Below are 21,563 nucleotides of genomic sequence, written 5' to 3' on the forward strand. Positions count from 1 at the left end.
ACTTAAAGGGCGGGGAGGCGAAGGCTGGCCACGGTGCCTTCGCCCAGCTTGCTTTCCAGTGTCAGCGTACCGCCGTGCAGTTCGGCCAGCGAGCGTGCCAGAGACAGGCCAAGGCCCGTGCCTTGAGCCTTCTGGCGGGCATCGCCAGCCTGTTCGAACGGACGGCCCAGACGGGCAAGGTCTTGCGGGGCAATGCCGACACCGTTGTCGCTGATCTTCATAAGCAGACCCTCGTCGTCCAGTGTGGCCGACAGAGTGATCTTGCCATTGGCGGGCGTGAACTTCACCGCATTGCCCAGCAGGTTGACCAGTATCTGTTTCACCGCGCGGCGATCCACATTCACCATCAGGGCGTGGTCGGGCAGGTCTGCCGACAGGTCGATGGCCTTTTCCTCGGCCTGAACCCGCACCAGTGCCAGCGCGGCGTCGGCCAGTTCGCGGGCGTCGGTATCTTCGCAGTCCAGCTCGTAACGGTCGGCATCAATACGCGACACGTCCAGCACATTGCCGATGACATCCAGAAGGTGGCTGCCCGCTGTGTGGATCGAAGACGCATAGTCGGTATAGCGATCCGACAGAGGGCCGACCAACTGGTGCTTCATCATGTCCGAGAAGCCCAGCACGGCATTCAGCGGGGTGCGCAATTCGTGGCTGAGATGAGCGATAAAGCGCGAACGGGCCAGTGCTTGGGCCTCGGCCTCGATGCGGGCGGCGTCCAGTTCGCTTTCACGCGCATGTTGTAGGGTGGCGTCCAGCATCAGGGCGGCGATGCGGCGGCTGTCACCCTGCATACGGCGCACCACCAACAGTACGCGGCGGTCCAGTGCGGCACGCGGCGTAAAGCGGACCTGAGCCGGTTGTCCGGCCTGTGCGCGGGACAGGGCGGCACGCACGGTGGCGCGGTCGGGCGGGTGGACGGCTTCGATCAGACCGCCCTCGCCATCGGTTTCATTAAACAGGCCGTCGATATCAATGGCGGGCGGGGCGGCACCATAGGCGGCCAGTGCCTTGCCGGTTGGCGATAGCACCAGTGTCAGGCCCGGTTGGTCGGTCAGTGCCGATTCCATCCGCGCCATGGCCAAGGGCACGACGGGGCCGGTGCTGCGCGTATTCAGCGCCGCCACCACGGCGAAGACCAGAACCAGTATGCCCAGAAGGTTGCCGAGGACGGGCGAGAGCGAGGCCGGTGGCAACAGGGGGTGGGTCACGCTGCCGATGAACAGGCCCAGCAGGGCACTACCCAAACCATAGACCAGCGAACGCTCGCTGCCCGCTGTTCTAAGGGCCAGTCCACCCGCAACCGGCGCAAAGGCCAGCGCAACGAGAGGGCCGTTCAGTCCCCCTGTCAGGGCGAAGGCGACGGCTGGGCACAGGCACCACAGGATCACAGTCCATAAGGGCGAGGGCGGGACCGGTTGCGGCCACGGCGTGCGCGGCGCGGGAAGGGTTTGCAGACCGAACACGGCCAGCGCCGGAAGAGCGGCCACAAACAGACCGATAAGGCTGTAGAGGCTGGCGCGCGTGAACAGGGCCGCCGCGCACAGGGCCAGCAGGGCAAAGCCCCATAACAGATGCCACAAGGCACGCCGGTGGGGCTGAGCCGGATCGGTCCGGTTCAGGGTTTGGGCGTTGACTGGTGGTTTAAGCGAGGCGTTCAAAAGAGGGTACAGGTCCGGTGGCGCTCACAAGGGAGTTGTGTCGGCCAAAGCAAGAATCAAGCCGCTAGAATACCCGTCTGGATGGCGGTTCCCAACTCTCCTCTCGTCTATGACGAGACGTATGATGGCGATGTGGGGGATGATTGGACAAATGGGGCGTTGTGAAGCTGTCGGCAGGCAGAGTATGGAACCTGTCATGACCGATACTGCTTCTGCCTCCATCCAAGCCGTCCTTGATGAACTGATCGAGGAGTTCGACCTGCTGGGCGATTGGGAAGGCCGGATCGAATATGTGATCGATCTGGGCAAGGACTTGAAACCCCTGCCGGAAGAGGCGCGTATCGACGCCAACAAGGTGCCGGGTTGTGCCGCGCAGGTCTGGCTGAACAGCCGCCGCGAAGGCGATGTCCTGTTCTTTGATGCCGATTCCGACAGCGCCCTGTCCAAGGGCAATATCGCCCTGTTGCTGCGTCTCTATTCGGGACGCAAGGCGGACGAGATTCTGGACTTTGATGCCAAGGCGGCTCTGGATCGTCTGGGTCTGCCCTCGGCCCTGACGCGCCAGCGGGCCAATGGCCTGAATTCGATGGTGGGCCGTATCCGCGAGGCGGCGCTACTGGCGAAAGCCTAAGCGGCCAAGACCTCTTTGGCCCTGCGGGTGTCTTCCTCGATCTGGACCTTGAGCGCGTCCAGACCGTCGAACTTCATCTCGGGACGCAGGAAGGCGACCAGCTCGGTTTCTACCGTCAGGTCGTAAAGGCTCTCGTTGAAGTCGAACAGCCAGACTTCGAGCAGCGGGTCTTCGATCACATACATCGGGCGGATGCCCAGATTGGCGACACCGCCAAACACACGTCCGTCCGGCAGACGGGTGCGGGTGGCATAGACGCCATAGGCCGGACGCATATAGTCGGGCATGGCGATATTGGCGGTGGGAATGCCAATGGTGCGGCCGCGCTTGTCGCCGTGGATCACCTTGCCTTCAATGGCAAAGGGGCGACCCAGAATAGCCGTGGCACGGTCCATATCACCGGCCTTGAGCGCCTCGCGCACGGCAGACGATGACAGTTTCAGACCGTCCGCATCATCCTTGCGCGGGGTCAACGAGACACTGAAGCCCAGTTTTTCGCCGTACTGGGTCAGAAGGTCGGGCGAACCCGAGCGGCCCTTGCCGAAGGTGAAGTCGAAACCAACGGCGGCATGCACAATACCGAGTCCTTCGGACAGCACTTCGCGGGCAAAGGCCTCGTCGCTCAGGCTGGCCATTTCGCGCTCGAACGGCAGCAGATACAGGCGATCCACACCGAGGTCTTCCAGCGCGCGGGCCATCTGGTCCGGCGTCATCAGGGCAAACGGTGCGGCGTCCGGTTGGAACAGGCGGCGCGGATGCGGATAGAAGCTGACCACGCCCAGCGGCACGCCCAGACGTCGGGCGGCCTCGCGGGCCGAGGCGATCACGGCCTGATGGCCCCGATGCACACCGTCAAAAGCGCCCACGGCCACAGCGGCTCCCTTTTGGGAGGCCGAAAGACCGCGCCAGTCGCGAATGACTTCGATCGCCACGCCGGTTGTCTCTTAACGCGCCGAAGGCTTGCGACGGCGCGGGACGCGCACAGTGGCGATACCGTCCATGATCAGCTTGTCACCGACAAAACCTTCACAGTTCAGTTCGACACGGGCCGATTCAGCATCCACCGAAATGACCGAAATCTGGATACGGACGGTATCACCGATGCGAACCGGATAATGGAAGGCCAGCGATTGCGAGATGTAGATCGAGCCTGCACCGGGCAAAACGGTACCCACCACAGCCGAACCGAACGAGGCGCTCAGCAGACCATGGGCAATACGGCCGCGATAGGCGGTCTTGGAGGCAAAGGCCTCGTCCAGATGGACCGGATTATAGTCGTCGGAAGCATCGGCAAACAGCTGGATGCGTTCTTCGGTGACCGGAATCATCTTCTCGGCGGCCATGCCGACGTAAAGTTCTTCGAGGATGTAGCCACCCGACGGGTGGCCTTGGACGAGATTGCTCATAGCGCTGCTTTACGTCAGGTGAACTTGTTTGGCGATAGGGGGCGCGGCCTTACCACGTCAGGGCAAGGGCGGCATAGCGCGAGGTGGTGTTTTCGGCGTCCAGAAGTTTGGCTGCTCGCGCCGGATCAAGTGTGCCGTCATCATTTTTGGCGGCATCGCCGTGAATGCCCTGCGCGATAAACAGACAATCCAGTTGCTGGTTTTGTGCGCCCAGAACATCGGTGATCGTGCCGTCGCCGATGCACAGGACGCGCTTGCGATCCACAGTGCCGCCCAGCATTTTTTCAGCCTCGATCAGGGCCAGATCATAGATGGGGGCAAAGGGCTTGCCCGCCATGATGACCTTGCCGCCCATCTCTTCGTAAAGGTCGGCAATGGCACCGGCACAATAGATGATCTGGTCGCCCTTCTGGACGATGCGGTCGGGGTTGGCGCAAATCAGGTCCAGACCGCGCTCGGCGGCAGGCAACAGGCGCTCGCGATAATCTTCGGGGGTTTCGGTGGCGTCATCGACCAGACCCGTCACCGACAGGAAGGCAGCGTCGGCCGTATTGTCCACCAGTGTCAGGCCGGTGCCTTCATAGGTGGTGGCGTCGCGTGCAGGGCCAATGGCCATGGCAGGGCCGGGCGCGCGTTTGGCCAGCTCGGCACGGGTGGCGTCGCCCGATGTGACAAAGGCTTTCCAGCTGGAACGCGGGACATTCAGGGCATCCAGTTGCGCGATGACATCGCTGGCCGGACGCGGGGAGTTGGAGATCAGCACCACATGACCACCGCGCTCATTAAAGCGGGTCAGGGCGTCGCAGGCCTCGGCCCAGCTTTCGCGACCATTGTGGATGACACCCCACACATCGCAGAGCAGAACATCATAATCATCGGCAACAGCCGACAGTCGGGGCAGGGCGACGGGGAGATTCATTGGGGCCATGTAGCAATCCCCGCACCAGATTGCGAGCGTTCAAAGCCCGCACACAGGGTATGGCTTTTAATGACGGACGCGGCGTTCCACCGATTGCAGGGTCGAGCGAACAAACTCCGAGGGCGGATCGGTTTCGGCCAGAACCGCTTCCTTGATGGCGCGCGGTTCACCAAACAGGTGGCCCTGACCCATCGGTACATCGAGATCGAGAATATCGACGACCTGTTTTTCGTTTTCGACCTTTTCCGCAATCAGCTCAAGGCCGTAGCGGCGCACCAGAGGGGCAAAATCGGCGGCCTGAATGTCGGGTTGCGAGGCCAGCGGTGCCGTGCCGTCCATATCCAGCAACTGCTCGATCATCAGGTCGGCAGCGATCTTGATAAAGCGCACATCCGAGCGTTGCAGGTCGGCAAAATCCAGATCCAGCGTCTGCACCTTGTCGATAGAGAAACGGAAGCCCAGATCGGCCAGCTTGGCCATGTTGCGGGCTTCAGCAGCGCCGCGCGCCTCGAAAACGGCCTGACCCAGTTCGAAGATCAGGGATTCTTTCAGGTCGCGGTTCTGGCTCAGGAAGTCGAGAAACTGCGGGAAGAAGGTTTCATCGCCCAGCGACGACAGCGAGATATTGCAGAACACGCCGACCTTGCGGTCCTGACGGGCCAGTCGGCGCACGATCTGGGCACAGCGGAACAGCAAAAGGTTGTCGATGGCCGGAACCAGACCCTCGCTCTCGGCCAGTGACAGATATTCGCTGGGCAGCATCAGGCGACCGTTCGCATCGCGCAGGCGTGTGAAGCTTTCGTAGTAGACGGTGCGGCGCTGGGGCAGGGTGACGACGGGTTGCAGATAAAGGTCCACGCGCCCTTCGGCCAAGGCATCATGCACGGTTCGCAACAGACCGTTGCCGTTAACGTGCTGGCGGGTTTCCACGACCGCAGGCTGGGCGAGACGTTCCTCGATCGAGGCGCTCATCTGCTGGAGCATGTCCTCAAGAACGCGCACTTCGCCGGTCAGCGCGTCGGTACGCGACACAGGGCCGTTCTCGATGGCATAGGCCAGTTGCGTCATCGCGCCCTGGGTTGATTCCATGGCATCGGCCAAAAGACGGTGCGCTTCTTTCAGCTTGGAAAGATCACGTTGCAGGGCGCGGCGTTCATTCGTCACCGCCGCCAGCGCACAGGCCGATCCCAGCAAGCCCAGCGAACCTATCGCGCCCGCGACGCCTGCCCCGACGCCCCATCCGGCACGCCAAAGGGTGGCCCCGACAGCGAGGGACAGAAAGAGACAGCCGAAAAAAAGCAATCCGCCGGTGATTTTCTGCATGAAGGGCGCGGTAACTTTCCTAGTGGATTTGGCACTCTAACAAGGTAACCAAGAACTGGGCTTAACATTTACCATCATAGTGAACAATTAAGCCAAGCCTTAGGGGAGAGGGATCAAATGGAATTGTTCGATTTAAGTGGCAAGGTCGCCATCATTACCGGCTCGTCCAAGGGGATCGGCAAGGCGATTGCGGAACGACTGGCCGAGCACGGGGCCAAGGTGGTGATTTCCTCGCGCAAGGCCGAGCCGTGCGAGGCGGTGGCGCAGGCGATCAATGAAAAACACGGTGAGGGCCGTGCCATTGCCATCCCTGCCAATATTGCCTCGAAAGACGACCTGCAGCGTCTGGTGGACGACACCCGCGCCGTTTTCGGCAAGATCGATATTCTGGTCTGTAATGCGGCCACCAACCCCTATGCCGGACCGATGGCGGGGATTTCGGACGACCAGTTCGGCAAAATCCTCCAGAACAATGTCGTGTCCAACCACTGGCTGATCCAGATGGTTGCGCCCGAAATGCTGGAGAGAAATGACGGGTCGATCCTGATTATTTCCTCGATTGGCGGGCTGCGCGGCAATGCCCTGATCGGGGCGTACAACATCTCCAAGGCCGCAGACATGCAGTTGGCGCGCAATCTGGCGGTCGAGTACGGACCACAAAATGTGCGGGTGAACTGTATCGCGCCGGGTCTGATCAAGACCGATTTTGCCCGCTATCTTTGGGAAGATCCGCAGACCCTGAAATCGGTCACCGAACCGGCACCTTTGAAAAGGATCGGATTGCCGGATGAAATTGCCGGCACAGCAGTCTATCTGTGCAGCCCTGCGTCGGCCTATGTAACCGGCCAGACGCTCGTGGTGGATGGCGGATTGACGATTGCCTGGTGAGAACAAGCATAAGGTGTCCTTTGGACAGGACCTGACGTGGCGGCTGCAATCCGTTGCGTTTTCGGGCCTGTTCGGGGCTTTGCGTCTGATTGGTGTGGATGCGGCGTCAAGTTTCGGGGGCGGGCTGTTGCGCGCCCTCGGACCCCGGACGGGCACGCACAAGACGGTGTTGCGTAACCTGCAGATTGCCTTCCCTGAAAAGCCTGAAAGCTGGCGACAGCAGTTGGCCCGCGACCAGTGGGAAATGACGGGCCGCACCTTTGCCGAACTGGCGGTGATGGATCGCCTGACACCGGAAAGCGGCCGGATCGAGATTGTCGGTCTGGAGCGGCTGCATGCAGTGCGTGACAGCGGCAAGCCGGTGGTTCTGATTTCCGGCCACATCGCCAATTTCGAGGTGATGGCGGCGGTTATCATGCATGCGGGTGTGCCGTGTCAGGTCACCTATCGTGCGGCCAACAACCCCTATGTGGACAAGCAAATCCGCGAGGCCCGCGCCCGTTACGGTATCCGCCTGTTTGCGCCCAAGGGTGACGGCACGCGTGAACTGGTGGCCGGTTTGAAGCGCGGCGATTCCATCGCCCTGCTGGTGGACCAAAAATATAATGAGGGGCCGGAGGTCGAGTTCTTTGGCCAGCCGGTCAATGCCTCGCCCGGCGCAGCGCGTCTGGCCAAGAAGTTCGATACAGTGATGTTGCCGCTATCGGTGGTGCGCCTGAAGGGCGCGCGGTTCCGCGTGACCGCCCACGAGCCGATTGCCATTCCCGATACGGGCGACAAGGCCGCCGATGTGCTGGCCGGTATTCAGGCTGCCAACCGCTTTGTCGAGGATCGCGTGCGCGAAAATCCGGTGGACTGGTTCTGGGTCCACAAGCGTTGGCCGCAAAAAGTCTATGACAGGTTGAAGGTGGCCAACGAGGGCTGACGGTCGCTTTCGCGCCGGAACGGGCCGTCATAGTCGAGCATGGCAGTGCGTCTGCGGTCGGGACCGAAAAAGGTTTCTGTCCGCACAAAGGCGCGGGGTTTGAAGATCACCGCGTCTATCTTTTTCATCAGGTCATTGATGATGACGGGTTTGGTCACGAACTCGGTCACACCGGCATCTCTGGCCTCGGTCACGCGCGAGCGTTCCGAATGGCCGGTCATCATGATGATGGGCAGATAGGGATTGGAGCAGATCGCCTCGTCGCGCAGCGTGCGGGTCAGGGCGACACCGTCCACCGGCTCCATGCGAAAATCGACAATGGCAATATCGATGGCATGGGTCTGGACCAGTTCGAGCGCCTGATTGCGGTTCTCGGCCTCGCTGATCCGGCCAACTCCGACCGATTTGAGCATGGCAGCCATGATGGAGCGCATATTGGCATTGTCATCGACCAGCAGGATATGCAGCGTTCCCAGACCGGACATCAGGCGTCATGCGCCTTCATATATTCCAGCGGCCCCGCATAGGCTTCTTGCCGCTCGACCGACCAGTAACGCAGGGCGGGCAGGGCTATGGGCTGGCTGGTGACTGCACAGCGGACATGGCTGCCGCCTTTCAGTACGATAAACTCGCCGTCACCATAGTGCAGCATAGCGATGGAGGGATCGGAGGCTGTGTGGGTCATGGAGGCGGGGGCTTTGCAAAACTGTGCAGACGCGCGAATCAGTTGCACATTGATCTCACTGTGTCGCTTGAAACGGGGGCTGTGAAGATGGCGCTTGGGGTGTCGATTATTTTGGCAAGCTTGCTGGCCATGACAGGGGGTGAGGCCGTGGCGGACAGGGGTGAGCCTTCGGATCAAAGCGCCAGTATCCGCGACATGGGCCGCGCGCCCGGTGTGCTGCCGAGCGGGCCACTGAATGCGATCACCGATGTGGCGGGTGTGCGCGTGGGGCAGGTGACCTTAAATCACGGTGACAGTGTGCGGACCGGTGTGACGGCCATCCTGCCGCATGGCGGCGATCTGTTCCGCGACAAGGTTCCGGCGGGCCTCAAGGTCGCCAACGGATATGGCAAGCTGGCGGGCGCGACACAGATTGTCGAGCTGGGCGAGATCGAAAGTCCGATTGTGCTGACCAATACGCTGTCGGTCGGGGCGGCGATGGAAGGCGTGGTGCGCTGGACGCTGCAACAAGCCGGCCATGAGGATATCCGCTCGGTCAATGCGGTGGTGGGCGAGACCAATGATGGCGGGCTGAACGATATTCGCGGGCTTCATGTGCGGCCCGAACATGTGATCGCAGCGATTGAAAGCGCGACGACCGGCCCCGTTGCCGAGGGGGCGGTGGGCGCAGGGACCGGCACCATCGCCTTTGGTTTCAAGGGCGGGATCGGCACCGCGTCACGCCAACTGCCACAAAGTCTTGGCGGCTTTACCGTCGGGGTGCTGGTGCAGTCCAACTATGGCGGGTTGCTGACGATTGACGGTGTGCCGGTGGGGGCCGAGATCGGGCGCTATTATCTGAAAGATGCCGTCGAGGCCGAAAAGCCGGACGGCTCGATCATGATTGTGGTGGCGACCGATGCGCCGTTGTCGGACCGTAATCTGGAGCGTCTGGCCGAGCGGGCTTTTGCCGGATTGGCCCGTACGGGCGCGGCCTATTCCAACGGCTCGGGCGACTATGCCATTGCGTTTTCGACCCATGAGGGTGTGCGCCGCACTGTGGCCCGCCGCGAGGCACCGGCCATGATCGAGGACTGGCCCAATGATCGCATGTCGCCGCTGTTCGTGGCGGTGGCCGAGGCGAGCGAGGAAGCCATCCTCAACTCGATGTTCAAGGCCACGACGACGCGGTCTGTCGTCAATGGCCGCGAGGTCGTGATCGAGGCACTGGATGTGGAACGGGTGCGGACCATTCTGGACCGCGCCCGACCCTTAAGTGTCCGTCCCTAGAACAGACTGCCCTGATCGGCAGACGGTGCCTTGGGCTTGGCGGCAGGTTTTGGCGTGGCTGGCGCGGAAACCGGCGGCGGCGTTGTTGTGCCGCCTTCGCCAATGACCGCAGGACGTTGGCCGTCACCGAACACCAGAGACACCTGTTGTCCCTCAACCAGTTTGTGCGCGGAGGTGATCCACTGGCCGTTTGTGTCTTCGACGCGCGCAAAGCCCGGCTTGGGCCGTGACGGATCAAGCGAGGCAAGAGCGCGCGACAGGGCGGCCAGACGGTCGCTATCGCGCATCAGGCGACGATCCACGGCGGGCTTGAAGCGGGCATCCAAAGCCGAAAGACGATCTGCACGACGCTCGATGGGGCGGTTCAGCAGGGTCGGGTTCAGTCGCGCCGAAATGCGGGTCAGGCGCTGTTCGTGAACGCTGGCATTGCGGTGCAGGGCGGCGCCCAGACGCGAAGAGGCCAGATCAAGACGCTGTTGCGGCAGGGCCAGCAGGTCGTCGGGCCGCGAGGGCAGACCCCGCGCCACGGCCATCAGGCGGGTACGGCGGTCTTCCAGCAGACGCGCACCCGAACGGCGCAGGCGCGTTTCAAGGTCTGACAGGCCCCATTGAAGCTCGGCCAGAACCGGCGTCGCCATTTCGGCGGCACCCGTCGGCGTGGGCGCGCGGCGGTCGGAGACAAAGTCGATCAGGGTGGTGTCGGTCTCGTGCCCGACCGCCGAAATGATCGGGATACGGGCCTCGGCCACGGTGCGGGCAAGGTCTTCGTCGTTAAAGCCCCACAGGTCTTCGACCGAGCCACCGCCCCGCGCGACGATCAGCAGGTCGGGGCGCGGGATCGGTCCATCCGGCGTCATGCCATCAAAGCCGCGCACGGCATTGGCCACCTGTTTGGCGGCGGCATCGCCTTGCACGACGACGGGCCAGACAATGACGCGGCACGGCCAGCGGTCGCTGATGCGGTGCAGGATGTCGCGGATTACCGCGCCGGTCGGACTGGTGATGACACCGATCGCGGCGGGGAAGGCAGGCAGGGCTTTTTTGCGCGACGGCTCGAACAGGCCCTCTTCGCGCAGGCGGGCCTTGACGCGCTCCAGTTGCGCCAGAAGAGCACCGGCCCCCGCCGGCTCCATGCTCTCGATGACAATCTGGTAGGACGAGCGCGCAGGATAGGATGTGATCTTGCCGGTGACGATGACTTCGAGGCCGGTTTCCGGCTGGGCCCCCAGCGAGCGAACCACGCCCTTCCAGACCACACCATCAATGGCGGCCTTGTCGTCTTTCAAGGTCAGATAGACGTGACCGGACGAATGGCGCGTGACCTTGGAGATTTCGCCGCGAATCCGCACATGACCAAAACGGTCCTCGAGCGTGCGTTTCAGCGCAAAGCTCAGTTCCGAAATGGACAGGGCCGGATTGTTGTCACGGGCCTCTGCCTGTTCGGCAGGGGGCGCCCCTTCGAAGGCGTAGTCATCATCGCTCATGGGCCTAGCCTAGCCTGATGCGGGCGATACGGGAACGGTGTGGTTGCGGTTTCGTTGTGACCAGATGAGATCAACCCCTGAAGGGAAGACACCCGACATGCGTATAATGACATCTGTGGCACTGAGTGCGGCTGTTCTGGCCCTTGCGGCCTGCAATAATAATACGGGCGAGAAACCGGCGGCCCCTGCGGACCCCGCGATCACGTCCGGCATGGCCGCCAATGCGCCGATGGGCGATGCGCCGGTTCTGCTGGGGCTGAACCGCAAACAGCTTGAAGATGCCGATCTGGTTACCTTTGCCGGTGTCGATCTGGGCGATGTGGAAACACTGGTGTTTGACGGTACGGGCAATGTAACCGGATTGGTTATCGAGTTGGACAATACCGATGATCTGAAGGTGGTGATGCCGGTGGGCAATGTGGTGCTGTTCGACAACCCTGACGGCAAGGGCAAGGATCTTTCAACCGATCTGACACTGGATCAGTTGAAGGCCCTGCCAAAATACGTTCCAGCAGCCTAAAGCGCGGCCTTTAACCCTGTTAGGCGCTTGACGATGGGGGCCTAACGGGGTCATTCGGCAGACATGAAAATTCTGCTCGTCGGATCCGGGGGGCGCGAGCACGCTCTCGCCTGGAAAATCGCCCAATCGCCCCGCGTTTCGCGGCTTGTCATTGCGCCCGGTAATCCAGGCATGGCGCAGCACGGCGAGCTTTTCCCCGATATCAAGGCCACCGACGTGGCAGGGATCGTGGAACTGGCCACCCGTATTCAGGCCGATCTGGTCGTGGTCGGTCCCGAGGCCGCACTGGCCGAAGGTCTGGCCGATCAGTTGGCCCGCCTGAACATTCCGTGCTTTGGCCCCTCGGCCAAGGCGGCGCAGTTGGAAACCTCCAAGGCGTTTTCCAAGGCGTTTCTGGCCCGTCACAATATCCCGACCGCTCGCTATGGTGCCTATGAGGATGTGGCCGAGGCCAAGGCAGCCCTTGGCGAATACAGCGCCCCCTATGTCATCAAGGCCGACGGTCTGGCAGCGGGCAAGGGCGTGGCCATCAGCCCCGATCGTCAGGATGCCGAGGCCGAGATCGAACGCATGCTGGGCGGCCGTTTCGGCAGCGCCGGTTCGCGCGTCGTGATCGAAGAATTCATGGACGGCGAAGAAGGTAGCCTGTTTGCCCTGTCCGACGGTAAACGTGCCGTGCTGTTCGGTGGCGCTCAGGATCACAAGCGGGCCTTTGACGGCGACAGCGGCCCCAATACAGGCGGCATGGGTGCCTATTCGCCCGCGCCGGTCTTTACGCCCGAATTCGTCAAGGCAGCCAATGATCTGGTGGTCCAGCCGACGATCCAGAAGATGGCCGAGGAAGGCACGCCCTATCGCGGCGTGCTGTATGCGGGTCTGATGGCGACCAGCGAAGGCCCCAAGGTCGTCGAGTTCAATGCCCGTTTCGGTGATCCGGAATGTCAGGTGCTGATGATGCGCCTTGATGGCGACATCGTTCCGCTGCTGCTGGCCTGTGCCAAGGGCGACCTGTCACAGGTGCCTGCGCCGAGCTTCAAGCCGGGTGTGGTCATCACGGTGGTGATGGCGGCCAAGGGCTATCCCGACAGCCCTCTGGAAGGCTCGATCATCCGTGGCGCGGAACAGGATTTCGGCCCGCATGTGCAGGTCTTCCATGCCGGTACCAAGCGTCGTGATGACGGCGCGCTGGTGGCGGCGGGCGGTCGTGTGCTGAATGTCTGTGCCTATGGCGCGGATATCAACGAAGCCCGCGAGCGGGCCTATGAGGCTGTGGCCAAGATCGACTGGCCGGGCGGTTTTAACCGTACCGACATCGGCTGGCGGGCCATCGGTCGCTAAGATTATTGGGGGGAAGGTTTCGGCCTTCCCCTTTTTCTTTGTGCCTAGTTCATCGCGAACAGAAGACGGCCATCGCCCATGCGTTCGCGCAGGGCGGCGAGGTCGGCATGGCTGCACGAGAAACAGCCATAGGAGCGGCCCAGCTTGCCCTCGCGGGCGAGGAAGGCCGGATCGGCATAGTCGGCCCCGTGCACGATAATGGCGCGCGGGCGGGCCAGATTGTTGGAATATTCCAGACCGTCCAGAAGCACGTTCGGCCCCTGTTGCGGGCCCCATGATGCGCCGGCGGTCACATAGGCTCCGAGTGACGACATATGGCTGTCGGGCTCATTGGAGAACCGTTCCGCATAGCCATTGTGGCGCGGGTCCGAGCCGCGTCCGTGGGTGGTACGATAGGCCGTCACCCAGCCGCCATGCAGGTCGATTTCATAAAGGCGGTCAGTGCCGGAGAACTTCTGGAAATCGACCACATACATACGGTCACGCAAAGAAACGCGGTGGCCGTGGGTATCGAGGGCTGCGCGTGCGCGTTGCAGCAGGTCGGGGCGGATCAGGCCATGCGGGTCGATGATGCTTTGCTGCGCCACTGCTACGGTCGGGCGCGGCGGCATGGCCGGTTGCGGAGGTGGGGCCATGGCCAGCGGAGCCGGTGGTATCGAAGAAGCGGTTGCACATCCGGCCAAGGCCATTGAGCCGCCAAAAATCAAACCCCGTCTCGAAACATGCATACTGGTATCCCTCGTGGCAGTGTGCGCGATCAGGCTGTGCAGCCCTTCAGCAATACGCGACGCCATAAAAACCTTTGGAATCCAAACAATACAAGCGGCACTGTTGTTTTAGTGCGGGGTCCATATGGCCGGGCGGCGGCAATCGGGGCCGGACTGTGAACGGAGCCGTAGATTTTTGTGTGCGGCAAAGCCTGACATAGCAGGGTGATGGTGTCAGGCTACCGAACGGGGATGCGAAATGGGGCGCAAAATATGGCCACATCACGGACGATTATAACTTTCGCGTGATAGTGGAACCGTTTTCGAAATGTGCTTAGCTTAAGATGTATTCAGAGTGCGGAGTTGTGATGTCGGGACTGGCTTTGGCGATGAAATATCAACGCGCGGGATATGCCGTTGTGGCAGCGTTTGCCGTGGCCGTGTTGTCGGCCTGTAGCGCAGGGCCGGAACTTCGGATCGAACAGGCACCGCAGCAGGCGGTCGTTTTCAACAATCTGTCGGTTCTGGAAGCCGATACCGATGCCCGCGCCGCCATGGCCGTGACGCGTGTTTTACAAGAACAGCATGGCGTCGGGTCGGGTGATGACTGGATGCTGGTGGCGACCTTGGCCCTGCGTCCGGTCGGGGTCGGCACTTTCAGTGATCCGGACGGGCGTGACGGGGCGTGGACAGAGACACCGCGCATTGTCGGCGCACGTCGCGGACCGGGTCTGCATGTTCTGACCGTGGTTGCCACTTCCAAGGACGGCAGCACCAACCGTGTGGCGCGGGTTTCGGCCCGTGGTCCGCTGGATGCGACGCCCGATGATCTGGTGCAGTTACTGGCCGATGCCGCGGCCAAGGTGCTGGTCGAGGGCGGCCAGAACCCGTAGCGGCTATTCGTCTGCGGCGATGGGCAGGGTGATATAGAAACAGGCGCCGCTATAGGGTGGTGTCACGCCTTGTGGCGGCGTGATGCCGATCTGGCCACCGTGGCGCTGGATCACCGTATGCACAAAGGCCAGCCCCATGCCTGCGCCGGAGACATTGCCACCGGCAAAGGGCTGGAACAGGCGCTCCTTCATATCCTCGCTCAAGCCCGGCCCCTGATCGCAGATCATCAGCAGTATTTTGCCCTCATGGCGTGACAGAGCGCAGGCTATGAAGCCGCCTGTGGATGTGTGGCGTATCGCATTGTCCAGCAGGTTGATAATGACGCGCCGCATCAGAGCGGTATCGGCCTCGACCAGATATTCCTCGCCGTCATCGGGCACCAACAGATCCACCCCCTTGGCGGCGGACTGCGGCCACAGGGTATCGGCGGCTTCGGTGACCAGATCGGCCAGATTAGCCAGATCGAAGCTCAGCATCTGGTTTTCGGCGCGGGACAACTGCACATAGCCCTCGGCCAGATTCAGGGTCTGGCGGGCATTGCGGCGGATTTGGTCTTCGGTATTGGCAGGGCGATTGGCGCTGTCCAACAGGGTCAGGATCGACACCTGCGGCGCGCGCATGTCATGCCCCAGCAGTTGCAAGGTGCGCTGGCGCTCGCGCTCGGCGGCGCGCAGATGGCTGACATCGGCCAGACGCACAATCAGGCCAGTTGATTGCTGGAGGGTGTCGGTCAGGGCGGCAATCGCGATCTGGATCGAACGCCCGTCCGCCAGCAGGACTTCGTCACGCTCACTATTGGCGGCGTCGATCAATGAGCGCCATTCGCGCAGACCGATACTGTTGAACAGCCCGTCCAGATGTGCGCCTTCCAGTGTCTGAGCCGGAAACAGATTATGGGCGCGCCGGTTGGCAATCAGGACCACGCCGTCCAGATCGGTCATCAGGGCGGCATCGGGCAGGCTGTGGACCGACTGGGTGATATAGCGGTTGAAGTCGCGGAACTGTTTCAGGGCCGAACTGAAGGACAAGACCTGACGCGAGATTTCGTCACCGCTCTTCCAGTCGTGAACCGGCGACAGGGCCGACAGCGGACGCGCAGCATCGTCACTGCGAAGATCGTTCAGGGCCGAGCGCATATAGGTGTAGGTCGCCGCCAGACGACGCCAGCTCCACAGTGGCCAGACCAGAATGACACCCGCACAGGCGGCCAGTGGCGGCCACCAGATACCCAGTTTCAGGCCCAGTGCCGACACGAGCAGGGTCGTTGCGATCAGGCCAAATCCCAGCACAGTATTGGCCATTGGTCGCAACGTCAGAAAACCGACCAGCATCACAGCCAGCGGCACGATGGATGCTAGCGCGGCCAGCCAGCCCTCGGCCCGCGTGATCGGTTTGTTGTCGAGAATATCCTGCGCCAGAGAGGCGACAATATTCACCCCCGGCAGCAGGGTGCCGTGCTTGGTCGTGGGGGTGGAATAGCGGTCGCCCATGCCTTGAGCTGTCGCGCCGACAAAGACCCGTTTGCCGCGCAGAAAATCGGCGGGCACTTCGCCGTGCAGCACATCTGCGAACGAGACGCTGGGATAGGGCGCAATGCCGTCCGGATAGTGGATGAGGCGCGGTTGCGAGGTGTCCAATGCGCTGTTGCCGTCATCATGCGCATCGAAGATGGTCGATGGACTGACGGAGGCATCATCGCGGTCGCGGGCCACTAGCAAGGCCAGATGCGGCAGGATCTGTCCGTCGGCACTGACCCACAGGGGCAGGCTGCGGATCGTGCCGTCACTATCGGGCGTCAGAAGACCATGGCCCACACCGGCGGCGGCCTCGCGGATGACAGGGGCGGGCAGGCTGACCGATGACAGCTTGCCATTCATGCCCGGTGTGTCGATGGCGGCGGGCAGATAGACATTACCGGCCTTGGCCATGGCCTGCGCCAGCTGGTCATCTTCGGCGGTGGGTTCGATGAACAGGACATCATAGCCGACGGACCTGACTTGGGCGGCGGCCAGACGGTCGATCAGGGCGGCATGCTGGCTGCGCGGCCACGGCCATGCACCGATGGCTTGCAGGCTGCGGTCGTCGATGGTGACAATCACGATATCGGGGTTGGGCTTGGCGGCGGTCAGCTGGCTGACCGTGTCGTAAAACAGGTTGTCGCCGCGCTGGATGACCTGACCGAGGCTGAGCCACAGCACCAGCAGGATGGAGACAACGGCTGTGATGACCCACTCCATCAGGACGCGGGTCCCGAGGGGCGCCAGTGCGGCGCGGTGTCCGGCTTTGTGGGTCAGTGATTGCAAACCGTTGGCCCGTTAGCGGGAAATGGTGAGGATTTCCGGCTGTGACCATACGGTCAGGCGATGACCGAAGCGATAACGTGTGCCTTCGACGCGCCAGCTATAGGTACCGGCGGGCAGGTCGGTCAGCGTAAAGTGGCTGTCGCCCAGACCCGGCGTATCGATCAGGGGCTGGCCTTCGGTGACGCCCTCGCCATCCGAGCGGGATAGCTGGAAGCGGAAGCTGGCCTCGCCTTCGCCTTCGGCACGCCATGCAAAGCGATAGGTGCGGACCTGATCCAGCACGTCCATCGACTGTTCCAGACCCTCGACCGTGTTGAGGGCGCGGATGAAGTTGAAGGTGCGGGCGCGGCCTTCCATGCTATCGCCGGAGACCGCGCTGAGGCGCAGGAACCACTGTCCTTCGGGCAGGTCCGTCAGGTTCAGAGGCTGACCGGCAGGGGCTTCGATTTCAGTGACGGGGTCCAGCAGACCCGCATCGGCCCCGATCCAGCCGCGTGTGATGGCGGTGCCATCCGGCGCAGAGACATCAAAGCGCAGGGTCTTGGCGGTTTGCAGGACACTGGCATCACCCATGACGGGGGCCGACAAAAGGGTGACAGCAGTGACGCCATCCTGCCCCTGACGGATGACAGCACCACGACCCGGCTCGAACAGATAGCCGCTGTCATTGCCGGTGCCGGCCACGGCGACACTGCCGCCCAGAACGCCGGTAGAGCTGATACCCGATGTGGCATCATAGGCGACGCGGAAATCGGTGCCGCGCACAGCCGAGATGGCCGTGGGCGTCGTAACGCGGAATGTGCCGGGGCGCTGGCGGGGCGAAACGCGGCTTTCGGCGCGCCCCTGATCGATCACCAGACGGTGGTCGGCGGCATCATTGATGACATAGCGGCGCAGACGATCCAGTCGCAGGCGGCTGTTGGACGGGACCACGGTGTGGCTGCCATCGGAAAAATTCAGGCGGGCAAAGGCACCGGCACCGGTGGCGACGACATCGCCTTCCAGCAGGGGCATGCCCTGTTCCAGCGACACCGACTGACTGGCCCTCAGGATGCGGACATCGCCACGGAAGCTTTCCAGACGGGCCGGATCACTGCGGGTGCGCAACAGGGCCGGATCAATGTCGATCGTACGGCCCGTCGGGATACGGCGCGGATTGGCGATACTATTGTCGCGCTGGAGTTGGCGATAATCGCTGCTCTGACGCAGATAGGTGCGGGCCAGATCGATCAGCGTGTCACCACGCTTCATCAGATACTGGAGCGGGGCTTCGGCCATTGGCGTTGTGGCAGGCGGCGTTGTGGTAGGCGGGGCCGTTTGTGCCGTCGCGCCCGAGGGCAGCAGCGCCAGCCCCATTCCCGCAGCCAGACACATATTGACCAGACGCACATTTGCCGAAGAGCGGACGAAGTTGCGGTTGGTTATGTGCTGGATCACGGCGAAAAGCTTTATTCTGTGGTCGGATTATCTGTGGCGTCAGTAGCAGGCGCGTCGGCCTCTGTCGTGCCGGTGCGCTCCAGACGGTATCCGTAACTGTAAACAGGCGTCAGGCGATAGCCGTTTTGCGGACGAAGATTCAGTTTCGAGCGAACGCGCGAAATATGCATGTCCAGCGAGCGGCTGTTCAGATGCGGCTCGTTGCCCCAGATGGTTTCCAGCAGATAGGTCCGCGACAGGGCACGGTGGGTGTTGCGGAACAGCAGACGCGCCAGAGCGAACTCCTTGGGCGTCATGGCAACCGTTTCACCATCGCGCAGCACGGTTGTTGTGCTGATATTGAAGGTGATGTCGTCGTAGACTTCCTGATCGGACTGGGTGCCGGTGTGTTCATAGGCGCGGCGCAGCAGGGCGCGGACGCGGGCCTCCAGAACGCTCGGGGACAGCGGTTTGCCCAGATAATCGTCGGCACCGGCATTCAGGGCCTCGACAACATCTTCGTCCTCGACGCGGCTGGTGACCAGCAGCATGGGCGGCGGCGGTGTCAGATTGGCGCGCACCCAGCCGACAATCTCGATGCCGGATCGGTCGGGCAGATTCCAGTCGAGGATCAGCAGATCGAATGTATCACGGCGCAGGGCCGAGATCAGCGCATGGCCCCGCGAGAACGAGGAAGGGCGGTAGCCTGCATTCTCAATGACTTGAGAAATCGCCTGCAACTGGACCTGATCGTCGTCGAGGACCGCGATTTTCATTTTCGAGCTACTCACAGGGCGATTGGGGGAAAGATTGTAAATACTATCCCATCAAGCGATTTTTACACTCTAACAAACAACGTAAATTGTAAATTTAGTTTAGCAACGCCCAAGTGCTTCGCCTAACCACTGCGTAAAATACCCTTCATCGTCGAACCGTGCGTGTACGGGCCAGGATCGAATAGAGTTACGTTGAGTATCCGACAGGCGAATCCAGTCTTTTTCTGTGGTGACCAGACCCGCATTGAACAGTTCGGCCCGTTGTTTGAGAAAATCGATATCGCTGTCCGATAGATTGGCATGATCGGGATAGGGGACGAAGTCTTTCAGGTCGCATCCGGCCGCAATCAGCGAGCGTTCGACCTTCCACGGCTTGGCGATACCGGCAAAGCCGACCTGCGGGCCTGCGGGTGGTGCATGGGGGGCCACAAGACGGGCCGTAAACACCGGAAGCGGGACGAAAAGGGCCAGAAGTTCCGGATCGGCCTCGGTCATATCGGTTGGCAACAACACGATGACGCCATCGGCCCGCGCCAAACCGGCTTTTAAAGGCTCGCGCATCGGGCCGGACGGAAACACCGAGCCATCCCCGAACGGCCATTCGTCATTGCGGGTTTCGCCATCGACGACGATGAGGGCGAGGTCTTTCTTCAGGCTGGGATTCTGGTGGCCGTCATCCAGTACCAGATGGCTGGCTCCGGCCTGTCGGGCCGCCTTGGCTCCCTCGATACGGTCGCGGCTGATGACGGCCATGCCGTCCTGCGCCAGCATGAGGGGCTCGTCGCCGACGTCCTGGGCGGAGTGCTGTTGCGGATCGACAAGTACGGGGCCTTGCAGCGTACCGCCATAACCGCGTGACAGGGCACTGGGGGTGTGACCCTGTTCGCGGAGCAGGCGCAGTATCTCGCGGGCGACGGGGGTTTTACCCGATCCACCCATGGTCAGATTGCCCACCGAGATCACCGGAATATCGAGGCTGAAACCCTCGGTGCGGGCGATCTTGCGGGCTGTTACACCGGCCCAGACCCATGACAGGGGCTTCAGGACGGCACGCGTGACGGGGGCGTGGCGGGTGTCGCGGCTATACCACCAGCGCGGGGTGTTCAGTTTCATCGCGGCTGCCTCCGTTCGGGCTTGGGTGGCGGGGGCAGGTGCGTTTGCAGGGCTGCCCACAGGCGGTCCAGACCGGCAGCGGCCTCATTGGCGGCACGGCGGGCCTTGTCGCCCATGGCGCGGGCCGCATCGGGATTATCCAGCAGGGTCTGGATTTGATCGCGCAACTGGTCGGGGGCCAGAACGCTGACGAGGCCCCCGGCCTGTTTCAACAGCCGGTTGACCTGTTGCCAGTTGGCGGCATCGGGACCGCAGAAGGCAGGTTTGCCAAGGCGCGCTGGCTCAAGCGGATTGTGGCCACCGACCGTACCGCCACCAAGGGCAGGCGCAAACGATCCGCCCATCACCACCACATCGGCCAGACGCATGAACAGGCCCAGTTCGCCCAGCGTATCTGCAAGATACAGATCGACATTATGGTCGATATCGCCACCGACGCTGCGGCGGGTCATCTTCCATCCGTCCTGTTGCAGGGACTGGACGATATCAGGCGCGCGCTCGGGATGGCGTGGCACGACAATCAGCAAGAGCTGCGGAGCCAGACCACGCAAGGCGGCGGCCAAGGCCTGTTCCTCGTGTTCGTGTGTCGAGGCCAGCACGATCACGGGGCGGTCGGCAATCAATCCGGACAGGCGCGAGAACTCGGCGCGGTCATAGGGCAGAGGCTCGCCGGACAGTTTCAGGTTTACCTGACCTTCGACGCGGGCCCCCATGTGCGACAGGCGCTGGGCACCCTCGGCATCTTGCGGCCAGACATGGGAGAAGGCCGACATCAGGCTGCGGGCCATGCCGGGGGCCTTTTGCCAGCCCTCATAGGTCTTGGTGGTGATGCGGGCGCTGACGAGGGCCAGCGGAATATTCCGTTGGCGGGCAGCGCAAATCAGATTGGGCCACAGCTCGCTTTCGACAAACACGCCCAGTTGCGGCTGCCAGTGATCGAGGAAGGCGGCGACCGCTTGGGGCCCGTCGACGGGAGCAAATTGGTGGATCACGCCTTGCGGCAGGCGCGGGGCCAGTACCTCGGCAGAGGTCAGGGTGCCGGTGGTCACCAGAACCGTCACATCGGGGCGGTCCTTGCGGATACGTTCGGCCAGCGGAAGGATAGACAGGGCCTCGCCGACGCTGACGCCGTGGATCCAGACCAGAGGCCCCTTCGGGCGGGCGATCGAGGCTAGACCCAGACGTTCATCAACGCGAACGGGGTCTTCCTTGCCCTTGCTGACACGACCGTCCAACAGGCGCGGGGCCAGTGGTTCCAGTGCGCGGGTCGCGAGGCGATAGGCGAAAAGGGCGGGACTGAAGGCCATG

At 62.4% G+C, this 21,563-nt stretch carries 21 protein-coding genes; 7 read left to right on the forward strand and 14 right to left on the reverse strand.

Translation table 11 applies throughout. The features are described 5' to 3' along the window. Nucleotides 1-2: 2 nt before the first annotated feature. Nucleotides 3-1,658 (reverse strand): sensor histidine kinase, encoded by a 1,656-nt coding sequence (locus FHS64_RS13195; RefSeq protein WP_167179073.1) that lies wholly within the window; start codon nucleotides 1,656-1,658, stop codon nucleotides 3-5. A 196-nt stretch (nucleotides 1,659-1,854) separates the two neighbouring features. Between FHS64_RS13195 and FHS64_RS13200 the strand changes: the two genes are divergently transcribed. After that, nucleotides 1,855-2,289, forward strand: coding sequence for a SufE family protein (locus FHS64_RS13200; RefSeq protein ID WP_167179075.1), 435 nt, complete (start codon nucleotides 1,855-1,857; stop codon nucleotides 2,287-2,289). On the opposite strand, the gene FHS64_RS13205 is transcribed toward FHS64_RS13200, so the two are convergent. The 4 genes from FHS64_RS13205 to tipF form a co-directional block, all read right to left on the reverse strand. Then, a complete protein-coding gene (locus tag FHS64_RS13205) occupies nucleotides 2,286-3,221 on the reverse strand; it encodes a bifunctional riboflavin kinase/FAD synthetase (protein ID WP_167179077.1) in 936 nt (311 codons plus the stop codon). The two genes, FHS64_RS13200 and FHS64_RS13205, sit on opposite strands and share 4 nt — an antisense overlap. Before the next feature lie 12 nt (nucleotides 3,222-3,233). Continuing rightward, nucleotides 3,234-3,695 (reverse strand): MaoC family dehydratase, encoded by a 462-nt coding sequence (locus FHS64_RS13210; RefSeq protein ID WP_167179079.1) that lies wholly within the window; start codon nucleotides 3,693-3,695, stop codon nucleotides 3,234-3,236. A 49-nt stretch (nucleotides 3,696-3,744) separates the two neighbouring features. Beyond that, nucleotides 3,745-4,614, reverse strand: coding sequence for a TIGR01459 family HAD-type hydrolase (locus FHS64_RS13215; RefSeq protein WP_167179156.1), 870 nt, complete (start codon nucleotides 4,612-4,614; stop codon nucleotides 3,745-3,747). 66 nt (nucleotides 4,615-4,680) lie between these two features. Further along, nucleotides 4,681-5,937: a flagella assembly cyclic-di-GMP phosphodiesterase TipF gene (tipF, locus tag FHS64_RS13220; RefSeq protein WP_167179081.1), complete on the reverse strand. Its 1,257-nt coding sequence runs from the start codon at nucleotides 5,935-5,937 to the stop codon at nucleotides 4,681-4,683. Between the two features lie 117 nt (nucleotides 5,938-6,054). On the opposite strand from tipF, the gene FHS64_RS13225 reads away from it, so the two are divergent. Next, nucleotides 6,055-6,825: an SDR family NAD(P)-dependent oxidoreductase gene (locus FHS64_RS13225; RefSeq protein ID WP_167179083.1), complete on the forward strand. Its 771-nt coding sequence runs from the start codon at nucleotides 6,055-6,057 to the stop codon at nucleotides 6,823-6,825. 13 nt (nucleotides 6,826-6,838) lie between these two features. Beyond that, the gene (locus FHS64_RS13230) at nucleotides 6,839-7,750 is read left to right on the forward strand and encodes a lysophospholipid acyltransferase family protein (protein ID WP_341771158.1); all 912 of its coding nucleotides are present in this window, start codon (nucleotides 6,839-6,841) and stop codon (nucleotides 7,748-7,750) included. Here the strand turns inward: FHS64_RS13230 and FHS64_RS13235 are convergent. Further along, nucleotides 7,717-8,235, reverse strand: a complete 519-nt coding sequence (locus FHS64_RS13235) for a response regulator (RefSeq protein WP_167179087.1) — start codon at nucleotides 8,233-8,235, stop codon at nucleotides 7,717-7,719. The genes FHS64_RS13230 and FHS64_RS13235 overlap by 34 nt on opposite strands. After that, nucleotides 8,235-8,435, reverse strand: coding sequence for a DUF2093 domain-containing protein (locus FHS64_RS13240; RefSeq protein ID WP_167179089.1), 201 nt, complete (start codon nucleotides 8,433-8,435; stop codon nucleotides 8,235-8,237). The genes FHS64_RS13235 and FHS64_RS13240 overlap by 1 nt, the downstream gene beginning before the upstream one ends. Nucleotides 8,436-8,495: 60 nt before the next feature. Here FHS64_RS13240 and FHS64_RS13245 point away from each other — a divergent pair, with 60 nt between their 5' ends. Then, nucleotides 8,496-9,704 carry a DmpA family aminopeptidase gene (locus FHS64_RS13245; protein ID WP_341771159.1) on the forward strand — a complete coding sequence of 403 codons (1,209 nt, stop codon included), beginning with the start codon at nucleotides 8,496-8,498 and terminating at the stop codon, nucleotides 9,702-9,704. Here FHS64_RS13245 and xseA read toward each other — a convergent pair. Then, a complete protein-coding gene (gene xseA, locus FHS64_RS13250) occupies nucleotides 9,701-11,188 on the reverse strand; it encodes an exodeoxyribonuclease VII large subunit (protein ID WP_167179091.1) in 1,488 nt (495 codons plus the stop codon). The genes FHS64_RS13245 and xseA overlap by 4 nt on opposite strands. A gap of 97 nt (nucleotides 11,189-11,285) precedes the next feature. On the opposite strand from xseA, the gene FHS64_RS13255 reads away from it, so the two are divergent. Together FHS64_RS13255 and purD are read left to right on the forward strand one after the other, a co-directional pair. Next, nucleotides 11,286-11,708 (forward strand): hypothetical protein, encoded by a 423-nt coding sequence (locus FHS64_RS13255; protein WP_167179094.1) that lies wholly within the window; start codon nucleotides 11,286-11,288, stop codon nucleotides 11,706-11,708. A gap of 63 nt (nucleotides 11,709-11,771) precedes the next feature. After that, a complete protein-coding gene (purD, locus tag FHS64_RS13260; protein WP_167179096.1) occupies nucleotides 11,772-13,046 on the forward strand; it encodes a phosphoribosylamine--glycine ligase in 1,275 nt (424 codons plus the stop codon). Between the two features lie 44 nt (nucleotides 13,047-13,090). Here the strand turns inward: purD and FHS64_RS13265 are convergent, their stop codons facing one another. Beyond that, a complete protein-coding gene (locus FHS64_RS13265; protein ID WP_243862986.1) occupies nucleotides 13,091-13,681 on the reverse strand; it encodes a murein L,D-transpeptidase catalytic domain-containing protein in 591 nt (196 codons plus the stop codon). A 440-nt stretch (nucleotides 13,682-14,121) separates the two neighbouring features. On the opposite strand from FHS64_RS13265, the gene FHS64_RS13270 reads away from it, so the two are divergent. Then, a complete protein-coding gene (locus tag FHS64_RS13270) occupies nucleotides 14,122-14,646 on the forward strand; it encodes a hypothetical protein (protein ID WP_167179100.1) in 525 nt (174 codons plus the stop codon). Nucleotides 14,647-14,649: 3 nt separating this feature from the next. On the opposite strand, the gene FHS64_RS13275 is transcribed toward FHS64_RS13270, so the two are convergent. From FHS64_RS13275 to FHS64_RS13295, 5 genes are all read right to left on the reverse strand, one after another. Further along, a complete protein-coding gene (locus FHS64_RS13275) occupies nucleotides 14,650-16,950 on the reverse strand; it encodes a CHASE2 domain-containing protein (RefSeq protein ID WP_167179102.1) in 2,301 nt (766 codons plus the stop codon). 12 nt (nucleotides 16,951-16,962) lie between these two features. Next, nucleotides 16,963-18,387 (reverse strand): FecR domain-containing protein, encoded by a 1,425-nt coding sequence (locus FHS64_RS13280; protein ID WP_167179105.1) that lies wholly within the window; start codon nucleotides 18,385-18,387, stop codon nucleotides 16,963-16,965. 11 nt (nucleotides 18,388-18,398) lie between these two features. Further along, nucleotides 18,399-19,142, reverse strand: coding sequence for a response regulator transcription factor (locus FHS64_RS13285; RefSeq protein ID WP_167179108.1), 744 nt, complete (start codon nucleotides 19,140-19,142; stop codon nucleotides 18,399-18,401). 99 nt (nucleotides 19,143-19,241) lie between these two features. Beyond that, complete coding sequence (gene lpxK / locus FHS64_RS13290) at nucleotides 19,242-20,255, reverse strand: tetraacyldisaccharide 4'-kinase (protein ID WP_167179110.1); 1,014 nt, start codon at nucleotides 20,253-20,255, stop codon at nucleotides 19,242-19,244. Next, the gene (locus tag FHS64_RS13295) at nucleotides 20,252-21,562 is read right to left on the reverse strand and encodes a 3-deoxy-D-manno-octulosonic acid transferase (protein ID WP_167179112.1); all 1,311 of its coding nucleotides are present in this window, start codon (nucleotides 21,560-21,562) and stop codon (nucleotides 20,252-20,254) included. The genes lpxK and FHS64_RS13295 overlap by 4 nt, the downstream gene beginning before the upstream one ends. Nucleotide 21,563: the final 1 nt, after the last annotated feature.

The sequence above is a fragment of the Brevundimonas terrae genome (genome assembly GCF_011761985.1).
Lineage (GTDB): Bacteria > Pseudomonadota > Alphaproteobacteria > Caulobacterales > Caulobacteraceae > Brevundimonas > Brevundimonas terrae.

Excerpts from the sequence above, each read along its gene's own strand:
- purD (WP_167179096.1), top strand. The coding sequence starts at position 11,772 with ATGAAAATTCTGCTCGTCGGATCCGGGGGGCGCGAGCACGCTCTCGCC.
- FHS64_RS13295 (WP_167179112.1), bottom strand. The coding sequence starts at position 21,562 with ATGGCCTTCAGTCCCGCCCTTTTCGCCTATCGCCTCGCGACCCGCGCA.
- FHS64_RS13240 (WP_167179089.1), bottom strand. The coding sequence starts at position 8,435 with ATGACCCACACAGCCTCCGATCCCTCCATCGCTATGCTGCACTATGGT.
- FHS64_RS13270 (WP_167179100.1), top strand. The coding sequence starts at position 14,122 with ATGTCGGGACTGGCTTTGGCGATGAAATATCAACGCGCGGGATATGCC.
- FHS64_RS13215 (WP_167179156.1), bottom strand. The coding sequence starts at position 4,614 with ATGAATCTCCCCGTCGCCCTGCCCCGACTGTCGGCTGTTGCCGATGAT.
- FHS64_RS13225 (WP_167179083.1), top strand. The coding sequence starts at position 6,055 with ATGGAATTGTTCGATTTAAGTGGCAAGGTCGCCATCATTACCGGCTCG.
- tipF (WP_167179081.1), bottom strand. The coding sequence starts at position 5,937 with ATGCAGAAAATCACCGGCGGATTGCTTTTTTTCGGCTGTCTCTTTCTG.
- FHS64_RS13235 (WP_167179087.1), bottom strand. The coding sequence starts at position 8,235 with ATGTCCGGTCTGGGAACGCTGCATATCCTGCTGGTCGATGACAATGCC.
- lpxK (WP_167179110.1), bottom strand. The coding sequence starts at position 20,255 with ATGAAACTGAACACCCCGCGCTGGTGGTATAGCCGCGACACCCGCCAC.
- FHS64_RS13200 (WP_167179075.1), top strand. The coding sequence starts at position 1,855 with ATGACCGATACTGCTTCTGCCTCCATCCAAGCCGTCCTTGATGAACTG.
- xseA (WP_167179091.1), bottom strand. The coding sequence starts at position 11,188 with ATGAGCGATGATGACTACGCCTTCGAAGGGGCGCCCCCTGCCGAACAG.
- FHS64_RS13265 (WP_243862986.1), bottom strand. The coding sequence starts at position 13,681 with ATGGCCCCACCTCCGCAACCGGCCATGCCGCCGCGCCCGACCGTAGCA.
- FHS64_RS13255 (WP_167179094.1), top strand. The coding sequence starts at position 11,286 with ATGCGTATAATGACATCTGTGGCACTGAGTGCGGCTGTTCTGGCCCTT.
- FHS64_RS13210 (WP_167179079.1), bottom strand. The coding sequence starts at position 3,695 with ATGAGCAATCTCGTCCAAGGCCACCCGTCGGGTGGCTACATCCTCGAA.
- FHS64_RS13285 (WP_167179108.1), bottom strand. The coding sequence starts at position 19,142 with ATGAAAATCGCGGTCCTCGACGACGATCAGGTCCAGTTGCAGGCGATT.